This is a genomic window from Dyadobacter jejuensis (assembly GCF_003149085.1).
GTDB lineage: Bacteria > Bacteroidota > Bacteroidia > Cytophagales > Spirosomataceae > Dyadobacter > Dyadobacter jejuensis.
In genome coordinates this window covers 122,222-138,856 of sequence record NZ_QGDT01000005.1, presented here as the reverse complement: position 1 = coordinate 138,856, position 16,635 = coordinate 122,222, and the positions used below count along the sequence as shown (strand labels likewise).

Annotated in this window: 10 protein-coding genes; 1 reads left to right on the top strand and 9 read right to left on the bottom strand. The window is 46.1% G+C overall.

All coding sequences use genetic code 11. From position 1 onward, the window contains the following. Positions 1-47: 47 nt before the first annotated feature. The 8 genes from CLV98_RS11855 to CLV98_RS11820 all read right to left on the bottom strand — a co-directional run bounded on the left by CLV98_RS11855 (position 48) and on the right by CLV98_RS11820 (position 14,096). Positions 48-1,856, bottom strand: coding sequence for an arylsulfatase (locus CLV98_RS11855; protein WP_229203335.1), 1,809 nt, complete (start codon positions 1,854-1,856; stop codon positions 48-50). Continuing rightward, positions 1,846-4,293 (bottom strand): hypothetical protein, encoded by a 2,448-nt coding sequence (locus tag CLV98_RS11850; RefSeq protein WP_109674542.1) that lies wholly within the window; start codon positions 4,291-4,293, stop codon positions 1,846-1,848. The genes CLV98_RS11855 and CLV98_RS11850 overlap by 11 nt, the downstream gene beginning before the upstream one ends. A gap of 208 nt (positions 4,294-4,501) precedes the next feature. Beyond that, positions 4,502-5,794, bottom strand: a complete 1,293-nt coding sequence (locus CLV98_RS11845) for a glycoside hydrolase family 117 protein (protein ID WP_158281240.1) — start codon at positions 5,792-5,794, stop codon at positions 4,502-4,504. Between the two features lie 85 nt (positions 5,795-5,879). Then, on the bottom strand, positions 5,880-6,998 hold the full coding sequence (locus CLV98_RS11840) for a glycoside hydrolase family protein (RefSeq protein ID WP_158281239.1): 1,119 nt from the start codon (positions 6,996-6,998) through the stop codon (positions 5,880-5,882). Further along, positions 6,999-8,054: a hypothetical protein gene (locus CLV98_RS11835; RefSeq protein WP_109674541.1), complete on the bottom strand. Its 1,056-nt coding sequence runs from the start codon at positions 8,052-8,054 to the stop codon at positions 6,999-7,001. It abuts the gene before it with no gap. Then, complete coding sequence (locus CLV98_RS11830) at positions 8,051-9,913, bottom strand: FAD-dependent oxidoreductase (RefSeq protein ID WP_109674540.1); 1,863 nt, start codon at positions 9,911-9,913, stop codon at positions 8,051-8,053. Before CLV98_RS11830 ends, CLV98_RS11835 begins: the two co-directional genes overlap by 4 nt. 172 nt (positions 9,914-10,085) lie before the next feature. After that, a complete protein-coding gene (locus tag CLV98_RS11825; RefSeq protein WP_374755188.1) occupies positions 10,086-12,425 on the bottom strand; it encodes an FAD-dependent oxidoreductase in 2,340 nt (779 codons plus the stop codon). After that, a complete protein-coding gene (locus CLV98_RS11820; protein ID WP_109674538.1) occupies positions 12,426-14,096 on the bottom strand; it encodes a sodium:solute symporter family protein in 1,671 nt (556 codons plus the stop codon). Between the two features lie 482 nt (positions 14,097-14,578). On the opposite strand from CLV98_RS11820, the gene CLV98_RS11815 reads away from it, so the two are divergent. Then, positions 14,579-15,751, top strand: a complete 1,173-nt coding sequence (locus CLV98_RS11815) for a LacI family DNA-binding transcriptional regulator (RefSeq protein ID WP_109674537.1) — start codon at positions 14,579-14,581, stop codon at positions 15,749-15,751. A 120-nt stretch (positions 15,752-15,871) separates the two neighbouring features. Here CLV98_RS11815 and CLV98_RS11810 read toward each other — a convergent pair whose 3' ends face one another. Next, the gene (locus CLV98_RS11810) at positions 15,872-16,552 is read right to left on the bottom strand and encodes a lipid-binding SYLF domain-containing protein (protein ID WP_109674536.1); all 681 of its coding nucleotides are present in this window, start codon (positions 16,550-16,552) and stop codon (positions 15,872-15,874) included. Between the last annotated feature and the right edge of the window lie 83 nt (positions 16,553-16,635).

The window sequence follows — 16,635 nt, the reverse complement described above, 5'->3', positions numbered from 1 at the left end:
CGAGAATAACCAAATGGGACCATGACAAACGGAATGGAAATGGCCGTCTAAGGCTTCTCAGGCAGTGTTGTGATATATGTATAATACACGCCATATCTATTTTTACCTTCAATAAAATCGCTTACTAAAAAAGTTTTCCCTTTTTCGAGGTATACCTCAAAAGCTATCTCTTCATCAGTGGGGCCAATGTTTTTTTCCAACATCTGATTGGCCACTTGAATCCTGACCTTGTCGGGGGTAATAGCCTTATAGGAGAACCAATTTTTAGGATTTTTGGAGGGAATTCCTAATATTGGCCCTGAGCATTCCTTGGGCCATCTCCTGCAAGCAATGCGGTACATCCCTTCTTTCTCCACTTTAATAGCATGGGTATTATTGCCACATTTTAATCCTTCTGCCACTTGCTCGCTCTTCCAAAAGCCCGGATTTTCCCCGATGGCATGTTGGATAGTAAGTTTGATTTCAGTTTGGCTTGGGTTACCTAATACAGCCACTGGAAACTCTGTATATTCGGTAGTAGTTTTGGCGGATCTAACAAAACCCGCATTCTCGTCCCTCATCCTTTGGGCCAATTCAGGATACTTGGCAGCTACATTTTCCAATTGCATTCTGTCCTTCGACAGGTCATAGAGTTCGTTGCCATTGACTAATCGCCACTGGTTCATGATCACACAAGTATTGTCTATGTCCGTGGGAGGTCGCCAATCCTGTCGATAATGGATAAATAGATTTCTCTCCTCGATCCTAGCCCCCTTGTGTTGCATCAGTGCCGATAGGTTCACACCATCCAATAATAAATCACTAGGAAGATCGATCTGGCACAAATTAGCGAGGGTAGGCAGCAAGTCTACATGAGCCGCCGCTTGCTCTATGTCCCAGCCGCCATGGATATTCCCTTCTATCCATTGTATAAAAAACGGGACTCTATGGCCTCCATCGATCTGGTCCCCCTTTCGGCCTCGCAAACCCATATTATATCCTACTGTACCATCCTGACTTATCCCATTGGCCGTACCATTATCTGTCATAAAAATAAGAATAGTATTATCAGCTAAGTTATTTTCCTTTAAGAAGGCCTCTAATTTTCCAAAATTTTCGTCAAGATTAGCTAACATTCCATAATAATCGGCACTCACAATTTTATGCTCCTTTTCTAGCGCTTGATAAGGCTTCGCATATTTCTGATCGACGTACAAAGGAGTGTGCGGGGCGTTGGTAGGCAAATAAACGAAAAATGGGGCATCCTTCTTTGATTTCATAAATCTCATAGCCTGATCGAACCAGACATCGGTGCAGTACCCTTTAAATTGTACCGGCTTATTATTCATAAAATATACGTCATCGAAGTAATTATTCCCCCAATAGTCCGACAGTTCCCCTACACCGCCTGCCAGATGGTGTAGGGCGACATCAAATCCAGAATCCGTAGGCCTCACAGGGTAATTATCTCCCAGATGCCATTTTCCAAACAACCCGGTTGCGTAACCATTTCTCTGGAATAAATCGGCCATGGTATAAGCCCGTTCCGACAAAGCATCCCTGCCTTTATAGGTAGCCCAAGCTCCATTATGGATGGGGTATCGGCCGGTCATTAAGGCCCCACGGGTTGGGGTACACATCGGACTCACATGAAAATTAGTAAACCGAACTGCATGCTCATAAAAAGAATCGATGTTAGGCGTCTTTAACCATGGATTTCCATGACAACCTAAGTCACCAATGCCTTGGTCGTCGGTCAGAATCAGTATCACATTTGGCCTCCTGCTTACACTTTGCTGCCCATAGAGCAGGGAATGAACGGCCAGGAATAGGCTTAAAGCAAAGGCCATTTTGATAATATAATATTTACTCCTCATATTTTAGATTACTCATAAGTTTTACATATCGCAATATCAATTGATGTTCTTTTGTAAACCCTAAAAGTTTGCCGGTAAAATCCTTTTCAGTAAGCCCATGGCCCTCTTTACCAAAAACAACTAACAAATCTTTTCCCCGTTTTTTAGCCTTAACCATCACCATTCCATTACCAAAATCTACCTCTTCAGATGCTCCAAAACGTAAGCTGTTTAAGTCTATATCATTCTGGGCATCAAATCCCTTTTCAGATTTAATCAGCAGTTTTATGTTGATCTTTTTATTGATAGGTTCCTTAGTAAGAAGCCTAATCTGCTTGGGTACGGTCAGCGGGATTACGATATTTTTCGAGCTATGGTTATCCCTTGCCAAATCGTCGGCCTTGGGTACGTCTATGACCGCTAAGGATAAATGCGTGGCTCTGCCCAATCCATCCTGTAACACGTGAGGACGCTCTAGCTTATACCAATGCGTTTGGGTGCCATCCTGATAGCGGGTATTATTGGGGGTATAGGCAGTGCCAGGGTTGAACTTCCAATGGATTCCATCGGGTGAGCGGAGATAGATGGCCCTATAATCCAAAAAGGCATTGATAATCATATGAAATTGAACATCATCTTTCCATATTACTGGATCTTCATAATTAGAGTTTCTATATTTTTCTGGAATGACCCAACTCCCTTCCAGCGCCTTGGTAAGCACACGATAAGGCCCCAAAGGATCGACCCCTTGGCTAATCATCATCGCCCCCGCCTTGGTGACAAAGAGGAACCTTCCATCGTCGAGATGCACCCCCGACAAATTTCTCTGGTACCGATAAAATAAACTGGGGTTATCCCTAAGATTGAGGGTATCGATGGTGATCACTCCAAGGCGACTCCACGGCCCATTCATGCTTTTTGAAGTAAATAAAGTGGGCTCCCAATTTATTAAAGAATAAAGCATAAAAGTCCCATCATTGAGCAGTATAATATCTGGATTGTGGCCATAGCCCTGGTGGGCTTCATAGGCCAACGTATCCTTGACTAGGTAGGGCCCGGTGGGCTTTTTTGCTACGGCGTGCGCCACAGTCGAATTGGGCCACTCCCAATGCCCCTTGGTAGCATTAGCTGGCCACCTAGTCACCAACATATGGTACTGACCATCGGGATCTTCAACGGGTCGCCCTCCCCAATAGGACCAATCCTTGTCCTCAATGCCATTGTCGGGGTCCCTCGGTACTACGCCAGGAGCACCCCATACATCGGAACGCAGCCCTTTATGAATGGGCATTGGCAATATAAGGTCACTAAAGGAAGCCCCAAACACCGCCTTCACCTTGGACTTAATCGACGGTGAAGCCGCACTTTTATTTCCGCTATAGTCATAAGCATATACCGTGTATATGTTCTCAACACCTTTTTCCGGAGTAAAATCCAAATAGGAATTATGCTTCAAATGATGAGCTATCTCAACGGCATTACCACCTCGGGCATCGGTTCGGTACACCGCATAATGAGAGACATCCTTGTCGACAGACTTCGACCACATCAGTTTTATTTCAGTATCGTAGACCTGTACCGCCAAATCCTGCGGAGGGGCAGGCGCATCCCGGTCGAGTCTCCGAATGTTGACCTTATTGGACCTCGAGGATTCCCTTGCCGACTTGGTAAGCACATAGGTGTAATTGATACCATTCACAATGGTAGTATCAAGAAACGACTGAGCCGCGCAAGCTCCAATTTTTTGATAACCCTCCCTCTCCGAGGTAGACCTGTAAATGGCATAGCTTGTTGCTGTAGCGGCCAGGTTATCCTCCCATTGGAGCAGAACCCCCTCCTTGCTGGCCTCCCCCCTTAGCACCGGAGCGGGCAATTCAGGAGTAGCAACATTGATGTTGACATAATCTAAAAAAACTTTGATACCCTCCCCCGAATAGAAAGTAGCTCTAACAAAGGGAAAGCCCATTTTTACGTCCTGGGCAGTGAGGGTATAAGTTCCCGAAAAATGTTCTATGACTTTATCGGAACCATGAAGGGCAACTTTCTCTGCCAAGAGTTGCTCATGATCAGCAAAAACCAAACTGAGTGAAATCGTCCCCTTACTGATATACTCCAAGTCGGCACCAAAACTCCAATTCCAAACATCCCCTACCCTAGGCTCAGGATAATCGGCAGTACCGCTTAGCCTCATAGACTCGGCAACTCCCAGCTCATTCATACTAAACAAGGCTCCTTCATGGACTCCCATGGGTTCGTTGCCTTTAACTACCCTGGTGGTCCAATAGGGTGACTGCTTAGCGGCTCTCCAACTCGCCCAGACGGCATTAAAATCACCATCAAGTTTATTAGCGAATGGAGCATTATCGCCTAATAGGGCAATCTGACTGAACCCATTCTTGTGGAACACAAAAATGACCAGCATCAATAGGTAAAACGACTTAGGGCTAAAATGTTTCATTCATCTGATACTTTCTTAAGTTCTAAGTTCTATGGCCTTACGTCGACAATCATCATTAGGAAGGTATCAGCTGGGCCACGGAGACCCATCTGATATCTACTTCCAGCAATAACCACACACAAACTTAAATTTATTAAGAAACACTAAATGGTATCATATCAGTATCTTATTAAACAATTCTAGCATTACCGGCTCTAAGCATGGCCCACTAGCGCTTTTCGGGAGCGTGATCGTGGTTGATTCCTTGTTGGAAATACACTTCGGGTTTATGCCATACGCCAGTATCTTTGAATCGGGGATCGTTATTGTCCAAACTTAGGTCACAGTCGAAGCGAGCAATAATAGAATACCCCTTTTTAGGGGCACCAGCATTCACAAAGTGACATAGCCCCCAGGTAATACCGCGCCCGTCGGAGGTGTTGGTAAACATATCGGCGGCATAAGGCGCAGCAGCGGTGGGAGTCAAGGACACCACCGATGCAATATGAAAGTTGACACCGTCCTCGGAGTATTGAATGGTTTCCCTTTCGTTCCCATCTTTAATGGCTAACGCAGCAACACCTCCTTTGAAGGGGAAATAGGTGGTTTCATGGCCCGAATTAAGCACTGGATTGAGGGGGTGCTTAGTGAATGGCCCTAGTGGATCGGTGGCCGTAACCAAGCCATGGGCTACAGCATAATGCTTGCGATCGTCGGGCCATTTGTTATAGGCCGCTTTATAATACAGATAAATTTTCCCTTTGTATACGATAGGAAATGGATCGTGGGTAGCATCCTGATCCCACTCCCCTTTTTTGCCAAAGGGAATTACCTCGTCGCCTCCATGGGTCCAGGGACCATTGGGGGAGTCGGCATAGGACACAGACACTGGGCACCAATCTCCTTTTAGCCCACTGGGCTCATTGAAAGCTTGATAGTATAAATAGTACTTTCCTTTCCATACCAGTATGTCGGGGGTACATACCGAGCGCCACCCCGGGCTAGGCTTTGGTGGCCTAGCAACGGCTACGCCTTGCTCGGCCCAGGTAATACCGTCCTTACTGGTGGCATACCAAATATCGCAAAGGTCCCAATCGGTCGATGGGATCTCGTCGGTCACTTCGGCAGCCTTATCCCAGCCTATAGGAGGCACCTTGGTATCTCTTTTGGTGTACCAAATGTAATAGGTCCCGTTCACCAATATCGGACGGGAAGGATCGCGCCTCGATACGGTCCCATCGCCTCCATGGTAATCAAACCCCTCTAGTCGGGTGTATTTAAACTGACTAAAAAGTTCATTATCGTGGACCCTAGGAGCAGGGTAGTCGAACATGCGTTCCATGGCCGCACTCATCGGAAAGTCGGGCTTCTCGGTAGGCATCTTATGCGGAAAGACCTTAGCCACAGAAGCATCGGCCGCCTGGCTTGTAAGCTTGGGGCTAGCCTTTTGGGAGCAAGAGCTAGCTCCACAAATCAATAAAAGGCCCATCCAAGCCCATGTAGGTTTAAATTGTTTTTTCATCTTTTTCATGAATTAAAATGAAGCAAACCAGGCCGTTTGAATCGTGACTAGCTTGTAATTCCTAACCGTTATAAATTTGAAGATTTTACTTACGAATCAAAGGAATTTGAAGATTAAAGGACTGTCGCACGCCGTTGGCGTCTAGAAAGTCGGCTGCGCAGAGCAATACAGTAGGACGGCCATCTTCAAAGAACACTTGCGGGCGTTCTAGGTGCACCAACCGCTCCGAATGGCCATTTTCCCAGGTAATGGTCCGATCCGAAATTAGGTAATCCTCCGCTAGCTTCCTGTCGAAACCATCGGCCGACTCATATAAAACCAATGAAAAACCTCGAATCATCTTACCAGTAACAGGGTCCTTTGCATTGCTAATTTTCTTAACAATAGCCCTATACCTATTCTCTTCATACCAGATATAGGGATCCTCAGCCGGAAACCGCTCTCCTTTTACTTCGAAGATGGGCACATCGTATTTTTTTATTGGGCCTACAGGACTATCGGAAGTAGCCACACAATGGAGTACCGGTCCTCCCCCAGGCAGGGGGTAATGCATACCAACCCCCTTATAAATAAACAAATACGTACCATCCGGTCTTTGCGTCATGGAGGGATTTGATGTCATTAAAGCATCGATGGCGAGACTATCCGAACTGTTATCGATAAGCGGTTGATCATACCTTTCCCATGGACCATTGGGATTATCGGCAACCGCAACGCCAATACGCTGGTTGTTTCTATGCGTCCAGTTCAGAGCTTCCTTACCTGGAGTACCAGTCACCACTCCATCGCCAGTATTGCCCATATAGTACAAATAGTATTTACCACCAAATCGGTGAATGGTCGGGTTATGGGTACAAAGGCCATCCCAATACTCGTCCCCACGCTTAGGTAGGAACACATCTTGAAATGTAAATGGACCGAAAGGACTTTTGGATACGGCATGCGCTATTTCGGAGTCGGTCACCCATGCCCACCCCAAACTCTTTTTCCACTGAGAATAATAGAGGTGATATAGGCCATCGCCGCCTTTGATCAGAGAGGCGCCCCAAATACTCATGGTGTCATTGACAAACTTGGCCGACATAGGCACCTTGCCCAGCTTTAAAGCATAGCCCTTCTGCTGGGATTGGGCCAAACTGATATCCACGGAACCAACCAAGGCCAGTATCAGCATTCCACAGATGGTTTTGATCAATTTCATCATTTACAGCTTCTGAATCATCGATATATTTAACTTTAACTGCTCATTGACCTGCTGTAAGGCTTGGAAGTTTTCTTCGGAAACACCCACGCCTGTGGCTTGCAACTGGCCCACCAAAAGACCAAACTCCTCTGGACCAATGTTTTGTAGTACAAGACCGATAAGCTTTTGATTTTGAAAACTATTTTTCGGATCTATATGTCCAATAAAAAACTGCTTAAGGCTACCGCTTTGTCGTTGATTATCGAGCTTCTTAAGAATAGCCAGCTGGGTGTAATAGTCGAGCTCCTGATAGTTAGCTACAATAAAGTCCTGTAACGGTTCGGTACTGAAAAGTGTTTTAGGGATCTTCTCTATGGTATTCTTACTAAAATACCCCTTACTACTGGTCATCAGACCGAGTATTTCGGGCAAATTTTCGGCAAACTGACTCGAATTGAGGTTATTGATCAGAAAATAATGTGCCGTCTGATTGTCTTGAGCTATGATTTTCCTAATCAACTCCTTACTAAACGCATTTTTGGTATGACTCTTTATAGACTCAACCACCGTACCATTTGCAATATGCCAAAGGGTATAACAGGTGTACAAGGCCCCTTCAATCACTTCCTTCTTTACGGTCAACTTGGTAGCGCCCGTGTAACCATCCACCTCCGAGCTATCCGATTTTGTCACCAATTCGTCCTTCGGTATATTCACGAAGCTCAGGTCCTGACTGGTCAGGATGCTTTGTAATTTCTTATAATCCTCGGGCAAAAATGGTTCATGATCCATTTTGGTAAGAGGGTCATGGGGCAATACCTCGTAGCGTAGAAATTCGCCATTAAGGTTCCAATAAAAAATCACATTAACATCATAACAAAGCCGGTCTTCGCATACGGGAGCTTTGATATGAGCCCTATAACCATCCAATAAGCCATTTCCATCTTTTAAGGCATATACATCAAAACGACCCCCATCCTCCAATTTTATGCTAAAGGAGGGCTCCTCCAGATGATCTCTCATCTGGAAGGAGCCCAAGGTCAACAGGAGTAGTATTTGTGCAAGCAACCACCTCATTTCTTTTTGATTTCCATTAAGGTTCCACCATTATTATACCCTTGGATATAAGGCAAAGTGGGGTCGCCTACCCCTTTCAACATCAAGGCTTCTAGCTGATCGAAATGTTTCTGATAAAGCCCTCTCGGTGTAGTATTTTCCTTTTTACAAACCGAAGCCGCCATACCCACTACTTCGCCCATCATTCCGGTGGTACGCATGACTCTTACCGTTCCCAAGGCCACATGCGACACGCTGATGTCGCGACCAGCCATCATGAGATTGTTAATATTCTTGGAGTAAAGGCAACGGAAAGGAATAGGATAGGGATAAATCTTGGTGTGCTTGGCAATAGACTTAAACGCCGCTCCAGGGAAAAGTTTGGAGTTTTCAGGGTCTGGATAATGCAAATCGATCGTCCACGATGTAGGGGCGGTACCATCGGGATACACCCGTGGGATCGTTAAGTCCTGCTCTATTAATACATAATCACCCTTCAGCCTTACCGACTCTCTCTTACCGGCTATAAATGCCACCCAACGTAGACTTTCCTTGGCAAACTTTTCCTTATTTTTCGAATGGTTCTTCAAGTAATTCCAGTTAGAATAAACGGCCAGCATACCATAATCACGAATTTGTTCGAAATCCAGTTTCATATCCAAGCCCATACCAGTCTCCCATTCCCAATCACCCTTGGTAATCTCTTCCGATTTTTCTTCGTCCCAAGGTAGCGCCCATTGAATATCTGGAAAAGTTGCCGGAGTGTCCTTGGTCTCGGAGAACCACTGTACGGAGGCTCCCATGGTTAGGTTATCGGCTACCTCTGGTGCTGTAGGTTCGCCATACACCGATTGGCTTTCCCGACCTATCATATACTCTGCCCCTGCTAGGATCCCGATGGTACCATCGCCAGTACAATCGGCGAAGAGAGCCCCTTTAAAAATCACCCTTTCACCCGTTTCTATATTCGTCGCAGTAACACTTTCGATGGTACCATTATTGGTCTCTACCGAATTGGCATGATGATTTAAGAATAAAGAGATATTAGGTTCATTGAGAACGGCATTCATTTTTTTATCATCCTCATAGTAATCCTTAGGCTGGGCATTCCCTCCTTCTTTGGGCCCAATTTCATTGACCAAGTTCCCCAATGCAGGATAGGGCTCTAGGTTAATGCGCCCCCCAAGGTGTACCCGAACCTCCGAACTATTATTACCTCCAAGTACGGGTCGGTTTTGGATTAAAGCCACTTTAACCCCATTACGCGCAGCAGCAATAGCCGCACAGGTGCCGGCCATTCCTCCCCCCACTACCACAAAGTCGAAGTCTCCGGCAAGTTTGGGATTACGGTCAAAACCGAAGTAATCATTCCTAAAGTCACTTAGCGCTTTTACGTCATTGGTAGGCTTAAAGGCTGGATCGTTAGTGAAAATGATAGCGTCGACACGGCCATTGAAACCCGTAAGGTCTTTAAGAGATAGGATTACCTCCTTTTTCGAAATCTTCACCGTTCCGCCTTCCGACCAGGCCCATTCGGCATGGTCTTTTCCAAATGTTTTGGGGAGGGTTTTACCATCGACCGATAGCAGAAACTGCCCTGCTGCCTCCTTCTTCGACCATTGGGACGACCAGTTACGGGTACGCACATATACTTTGTACTTTCCTTTGCTGGGAAAACTTACCGTTGTGCTGGCATCTGCTACCGGCTTACCCATTCCATGGGCCATCAAAAACGAGGACCCCATCACATCCATAAACTGTTGGTCTACTACCCAGCCTCCTTTGTTTTTGAAACTTTCAGCTTCCACCATCACGGTAGTCGGCTTTTGAGCATAAGCTCCGCAAATGCTCAGCAAAAATAATAAGGTTAATTTTTTCATGGTTATTTCATTAAAATAGTACTGCGTTAATCAAAGGTTGTATTAAAAATTTTTACAAAATCACAATCCGAAATTTCCAAACTCGATCCTAGAGCTACCCCCACGGCGGTCCCGACGACAACACTAAAGCCAACAAAGCCTAAAAATACTGTTGTAGTTCATAGAAAATCAATTAGTAGCAACGGACTTCAAATAATGCATTGGGAACATCCTCTGCCGTATTCTCTACTACTATTTTCAACTCGTGCAGCCTTTGTGGGCTATCAAATTCTACGGTTCTCCTACTCAAATAATTGTCAGTAATTATAGCCAGCACCTGATCTTTTTCATTTAACAGGGTGATGTTGTCGGCACAGAAAGGCATTCGGGTCTCTGGATTTTTCATGAGTACCGTTTCCAAAGGATGATCATAATCACCATCCAGAAAAAGCTCCACCCGCCCAACGGTCTGGGACTCCTCCCAGGCAAGGACAATCTGCGACACGCCTTCGTCATAGGCTCCTACCCAGGCATTGGTACTAGATACCGGACGCTGTATTCCATTGGTGAGGTTCTCCACCGAAAATACTTCTAAAGGAGGGTCGAGTTGGAGGGCAATATTTTTGCCTTCGGGCCTTCGAAGAGGACACCAAAATTCGAATGCCTCTACTCCTACATCCTCGACGGGCTCTTGTTTGCCATAATTGGATACAGCAGGATTGGTGGTATTAAATACCGACAAGATCCCCGTTATTCTCTTGTTGCTATAGGCCAAACTCACCCTTTCATTTTTCATAAAACATACAAAAGCATAGCAGGGCTCCTCGAAAAAGTAGTCAAAGTCGACCTGGTAGCTGTCCTGCCCTGGTACCACCTCTAGGGTGCGCACCTCTAGGGTAACATCTGGCGTATGGTTGAAAGGCTTGCTGCTTTTTCTTAACTGAAGCTCTAGCACCGTAGGCTCCTGAACCCGCACTTTAAAAGTAATAGCAGGCATCTGACGCTTAGCCAAGGGGAGCATTTGAGCCGCCGAAAAATGCAAAGGCTCCCAAGCACCGTTATGGGGCAACTCCTGGAGCACCAAAGTCGACGACGCCGTCAAAGTACTGGCCTGTTGCGCAAGATCTGTTGGATCTTCAACCTTTAGATGCGGAATGTATTGTCCCGTTTTCAGAAGATCCTGCTGCAATTCATGTATATGATTTTTACCTATTTCACGAGGTAGCATATTGTACTTCAGTCCTAGTGCGGCGGCTAGACCAATGGCCTGCCCCCCATGGGCAGCTGTGGCCATCACTCGGCTTGAGCCAAAGGCCACATGGCTGGCACTGATAATACGCCCCGCCACAAAAAGATTGTCGACGTTGCGACTATAAAGGCACCGATAAGGAATGCCATAAATCCCTTTAGAATGCCACTGGTTACAGCCAGGTTTTTCACTAAAAACGCCATCGGCCGGATGCAGATCGATGCTCCACCCACCAAAAGCCACCGCATCGTCAAATGTTTTTTGTTCGATCAGGTCTTGTTGCTTCAGCATATAGTCGCCTTCAAACCTCCGGCTTTCCCTTTTACCGGGAATAGTCCCCACCCATTCTAGCGTTAAGTTCTCGGCTTCGGGAAATTCCCCTGAATTTTTAATATGGTTCCAAACGCCATAAATCACCTTCCATAGCTCCCATTTAATGGTTTCGGTGTCGTGCACGGTATCCAGGCGTCCACCGTATTCTACCCACCACAGCCTACAGCCAAAATCGCTAGACTTAAAACTCCTGAAACGGGGAATCTTGCTGATGTCCGATAAGGCATAGGCTGGTGCTACATAGCGCACCGGAGCCCCGGTGTCTTTCGAGTAGAAATAAAGAGAATGCCCCAGCAGTTCACCGTATTCCTGGGACGGGGCAAACTTCTCACCAAATTCTTCCATCGCTTCTGCCCCCATCCTAAATGCTGCTCCGGCCATAAAACCGACAATACCATCGCCTGAGGCATCGCAAAACAAAGGAGCGGAAAGCTCATATTGGGTGGCATTTTGGCTACAAAAGGCCATTAATGTGGCAATACGTCCGTCCTCATGCTTGGTCAAATCATATACTGCCGTATTGAGCAGTAAGGTGATATTCTCCTCCAGATATACTTTTTCTAATAAAATGGTATCCAGTATATTAGGATTGCCCTCTGGGTTTCTATAGGCATTTTCTAATAATAGCTCGTCGATAAGGCCCCCTTCCCTAGCCCATCGATTGTTATTACCCATATGTGAGGTGGCTCCCAACACCCATAACCTTACCTCGCTGGAAGCATTGCCTCCCAAAACGGGCCGATCTTGCACCAAGGCTACTTTCACCCCAGCTCGCGCTGCGGTAATGGCCGTACATACCCCTGACAGTCCTCCGCCAGTAACGACCAGTTGGTGGGTTAGGTGTATTCTTTTTGTCTCTCGTTTAGCTTTAGGTTCTTCTATTAGCATAATAATGGGTTCACTAGCACCCGGTATCGACCCCTCCATGGGACCAGATCCAAGACTAACTATTTATGATTTGGTTAAGGATATTCGAGGGCTTATCACCAAGGCCGAAACGATAATGGCTCCACCTACCAGGGTAACCAGTAGAACGGAATCGGAATTGTACCAACCTATGGCCACTATCAGCAGGCCGATCAGCAAGAGGGTATTGGCCAGCACATTAAGACCATACCGATTTTGACTACTCTCGGACTGAACAGCGGGGGTATTATCATCCAACTGCTTTCTTTGGTCTATCAGGAACTTGTAATGAACATAATCGCTACTTTCTTTTAGCGACCGTGAAAGCATAAACTCATATACCCCTAATAGTATAAAAGGCACCAAAGCACCAAAAAGCATCTCCTGAGCCCTACTGAATGAGAAGCTTAGTAACACAGGGGAGGCAAACTTCATAAATAGATTGACCCCCAAGCTTAGGATCGTAATGGTCATGATGGACCTTCCCGACTGCCGTTTCGAAAAAAGTGCCCATATAGGAGGTCCATATAAGGAACAGCCCGTTACAGCCCCCACGGTAAGGACTACTTCCACAATACCTCCCGCAGCCGGAACGAGCAGCGCCACACAGATGGTCGCAAGCCCAAAAAATAAGGTTGCCAACTTAGCGAACCGCATCAAATCCTGCTCTGTAGCACCTGGACGCATGGGCTTAAAAACATCGTTGGTAAGTATTGCTGCCGCCATATTGAGGGTCGTATTGACCGAGCTCGCCGTAGCAAAGATCATACCGCCCAGCATCAGTCCTAGCATCCCCACTGGAAGCACTTCCTTACAGGCCAATAAATAGGCTCCTTCATTCTCTAACCCACTTAATCCGGGGTTGGTAATGCGGTAGATCATCGGAGGTAACATCCATATAAACGGACTAACCAGATACAACATACCGAATAAATACCCCACCTTTCTGGACGATTTTTCGTCCTTTACCGATGTATAACGCTGAACATAGGCCCAGTTTCCTCCAATAAAAATCAGATTATAGATCATAAAACCCAGAATAAAGGTCATGGAGTACTCCCCGGCGGTTGGACTAAAAAAATGCTCTGGCGCCGACGCTAAGAATGCATCGACGGGCCCAATATCCTTCAATGACAAAAAAACTACAATCAAAACCGCCGCTGTAAGTATCACAAATTGCAGCACGTCGGTGATAATAACCGCCCAAAGCCCTCCTACTACCGTATAGGCGATCACTAGCAAGCCTAAAACGATGATCGATAAATGGATTGAAATATCCGTGGAAACATGCACCAATTTGGCCACAGGATATAAGAAGGCTCCTGTATATGCCAGCGACAAGAATAGAATGATGTAGGTATAAAATTGCTGAGCCTTAGCCCCCAGTCTCTCCTTAATAAACTGCGCCGCCGTAAGCGCTCCGGACCGCTTCCATCGACCCGCTATAAAGGCGCCTACCAGCAAGCCCGCCACACACATGGTGAGCTGGATGCTAATAGCCACCACGCCTAACTGATAGGCAATAGAGCCCCATACCACAAAAGTACCCGCCGAAAAAAAACTCATAAACAGGGATAGACTGCTAATCGGCCATGGCACCTCACCTCCCGCGGCAAAGTACGATTTCATGTCCGTCCCGCTGTTTTTGAACGATAAGCCCGAAACCAAAATAATCACCGAAAAAATAACAATAACGAGGTAGTCTAAGGGGCTCATGAATTAATATATTTTTGGCCATTTGACAGGCCATATTTCTCGATAGACCAACCAGCCTCTAGGCGGATAGCTTCTGAATGAAATACCACAGGGTATTTTATTCAAAAAATCCAATTAGGGCCAACATCTTCCTCTTAGGCCCATCATTTTGGCCTTCGACCTAGGAGTTATCTCTGTGAAGCTATAGCCAGAAAATAGAATAATAGATAGCCAAAATGTAAAATTTTGTCAACGGACAGTTCTATTTCTATCACAAACGTTTGCGGTACGAGTTGCGATAGGTTTTAATTTTACCTATCTTGAATCGTAATTGATTTTAGGGTCAACAGCCCTGAGCAACTCTAAATATCTCCGACTTAAAACAACCCGAAATATTCCAATTTATCGCCATGCTATGGAACCTTTACTTTTAGGCCCCCTAGCCTATATGCGGAAGCGAAAAGAGACTCACGAACTCTTAAATTTGTAGAGAGCCAAAAGCCATGATCAAATGTTTAAAATGTAATCGCGTAGAGGCCATCCTTAAGGCTGGATTTTTACGAGGACAGCAAAGATACTATTGTAAGGATTGCTCTTTCCATTTCACCTTGGGAGGCACTTTAAAGCCATCGCCGACGAGCAGGAAGAGCCGCCCTACCACCATCAAAGACATTGCTAGGGCGCTAGGAGTGGCCAATTCAACCGTTTCCAGGGCACTTCACGACCATCCCGACGTAAATGAGGACACCAAAAAAGCCATTATTCAAATGGCACAGCAAATGGACTACCAACCCAACCAGGTAGCCTATGACCTTGTCAAGAGTCAAAGCCGCATCATCGGCATGCTCGTACCAGAATTCAATCATGTATTTTTCCCGACGGTCATCATCGGTGCTCAAGAAATACTCACCAAAGCCGGCTATAGGATGATTATTATGCAGTCCAATGAATCGTACGCTGATGAAATCTCCAATACCGCCACCCTATTGGCCAGTCGCATCGATGGCCTCATCGTTTCGATGACCAAGGAAACCAATCATTACGAGCATTTTAAGGCCTTTGAGAAAAGAGAAATCCCTATGGTATTTTTCAATCGCTATGCCGAAGAAATCATGGCACAAAGAATAGTAATCGACGACTACCAAGGAGCAGTTGCAGCGGTAGAGCACCTTATAGGCCAAGGATATCGGCGGATTGCACATATGGCTGGCCCCCGAAACTTAACCCTGAGCCAAGAGCGGTTACGAGGATATATCGACGCCCTCTCCAGGAACGGCTTGCCCGTGCTGAACGAATTGATCCTGCATACCGACCTCAGTGATGAAACGGCCAAAATATATGCACAACATTTTTTGGATATGGCCGAGCCTCCTGATGCCATATTTGCCATCAACGACCCGTCGGCCATTCAAATTATCCTGGCGGCGAGAGCCAAAGGAATCAGGGTTCCAGCAGAACTAGGGGTCGTAGGATATAGTAATGACCCCAGATCGGCCTATATAGAGCCGGGCCTTACGACGGTAGCACAGCCTACCAAAGAAATAGGGAGATTGGCGGCAAAAAAAATCCTTGCCCTATTGGCGAATGAAGCATCGGGCCCTACCGACCAGTTCGTAAAACTTGACACCGAGCTAATCGTTAGGGCCTCCTCCCTAAGGGCTCAAGCCCCTAGGTGATGACGGGTAAACTTCAAGGCGGGTCGATGCTGCTGTAACCATATTAATACCTGTTGTCGTTTTGGGTCGTAGCGTTAACTCCCTACCACCCAAAACGACCTTTGCCCGTCCCTGCACCACTTATTGGTTCAGGCCTTGAAGTCTTTCTTTCAAATCAACCAATAATGCGGAGTCGCTGTTAGAGGATGTAAGAATGGTATGGGCGTCGGAAGTAGTACCATAAAATGCTTCATCCGCTTTGGCATCTACTGCCAGCACGGCACCATTTAGCGTAATCCCCGCAAACAAACCTTTGCTTCGGGAATAAGAATACACTTCCGCTTCCAATTTATAGTCGGTTTGGGCCGAAGAGCTACGCCCCACCGGACCGGCCGCTACCGACAGGTCACCCCCTAGAGTAAAACTGCCCTTTCCGATCTCTCTTAAAGTTTTGCTATTCTTAAATACCAGAATAAGATCGGTAGCTTGAACCCCAATTTGAGCTCCTACGCTACCGCCAGTGATGGTAACAAATATGGGATCACTCCAGCTACCATCCTCATTTTTGATCATAGCAATGCCCTTACCCCGTTTTCCACCGATCATCAGACCGGCATTGATCATCTTGGGCACGATGATAATCCCCTGCGAAATGGACAATAATTGAGAAGGAATATTCTCCTCCATCTCACCAAAACTATCCAATACTTCAATGGAAGCTTTGATTTTTTCATTCTCCTTGTCTTGAGCCATGGCAGCCTGGCTTATAAAGACAGACAGAGCCATAAACATGAAACCGATTCCTGATTTTTTAATCCACATAAGCTAGTTTATCGATGATTTTAAGTTTCCTATAGTCGCCATCTTCGTTCGATAGACCACCACGGAGTTGGAGAAAAATTATT

What these genes read in the sequence shown, in the direction of transcription:
- CLV98_RS11855 (WP_229203335.1), bottom strand. Translation starts at nt 1,856, where the DNA reads ATGAGGAGTAAATATTATATTATCAAAATGGCCTTTGCTTTAAGCCTA.
- CLV98_RS11850 (WP_109674542.1), bottom strand. Translation starts at nt 4,293, where the DNA reads ATGAAACATTTTAGCCCTAAGTCGTTTTACCTATTGATGCTGGTCATT.
- CLV98_RS11845 (WP_158281240.1), bottom strand. Translation starts at nt 5,794, where the DNA reads ATGAAAAAACAATTTAAACCTACATGGGCTTGGATGGGCCTTTTATTG.
- CLV98_RS11820 (WP_109674538.1), bottom strand. Translation starts at nt 14,096, where the DNA reads ATGAGCCCCTTAGACTACCTCGTTATTGTTATTTTTTCGGTGATTATT.
- CLV98_RS11840 (WP_158281239.1), bottom strand. Translation starts at nt 6,998, where the DNA reads ATGATGAAATTGATCAAAACCATCTGTGGAATGCTGATACTGGCCTTG.
- CLV98_RS11835 (WP_109674541.1), bottom strand. Translation starts at nt 8,054, where the DNA reads ATGAGGTGGTTGCTTGCACAAATACTACTCCTGTTGACCTTGGGCTCC.
- CLV98_RS11830 (WP_109674540.1), bottom strand. Translation starts at nt 9,913, where the DNA reads ATGAAAAAATTAACCTTATTATTTTTGCTGAGCATTTGCGGAGCTTAT.
- CLV98_RS11810 (WP_109674536.1), bottom strand. Translation starts at nt 16,552, where the DNA reads ATGTGGATTAAAAAATCAGGAATCGGTTTCATGTTTATGGCTCTGTCT.
- CLV98_RS11815 (WP_109674537.1), top strand. Translation starts at nt 14,579, where the DNA reads ATGATCAAATGTTTAAAATGTAATCGCGTAGAGGCCATCCTTAAGGCT.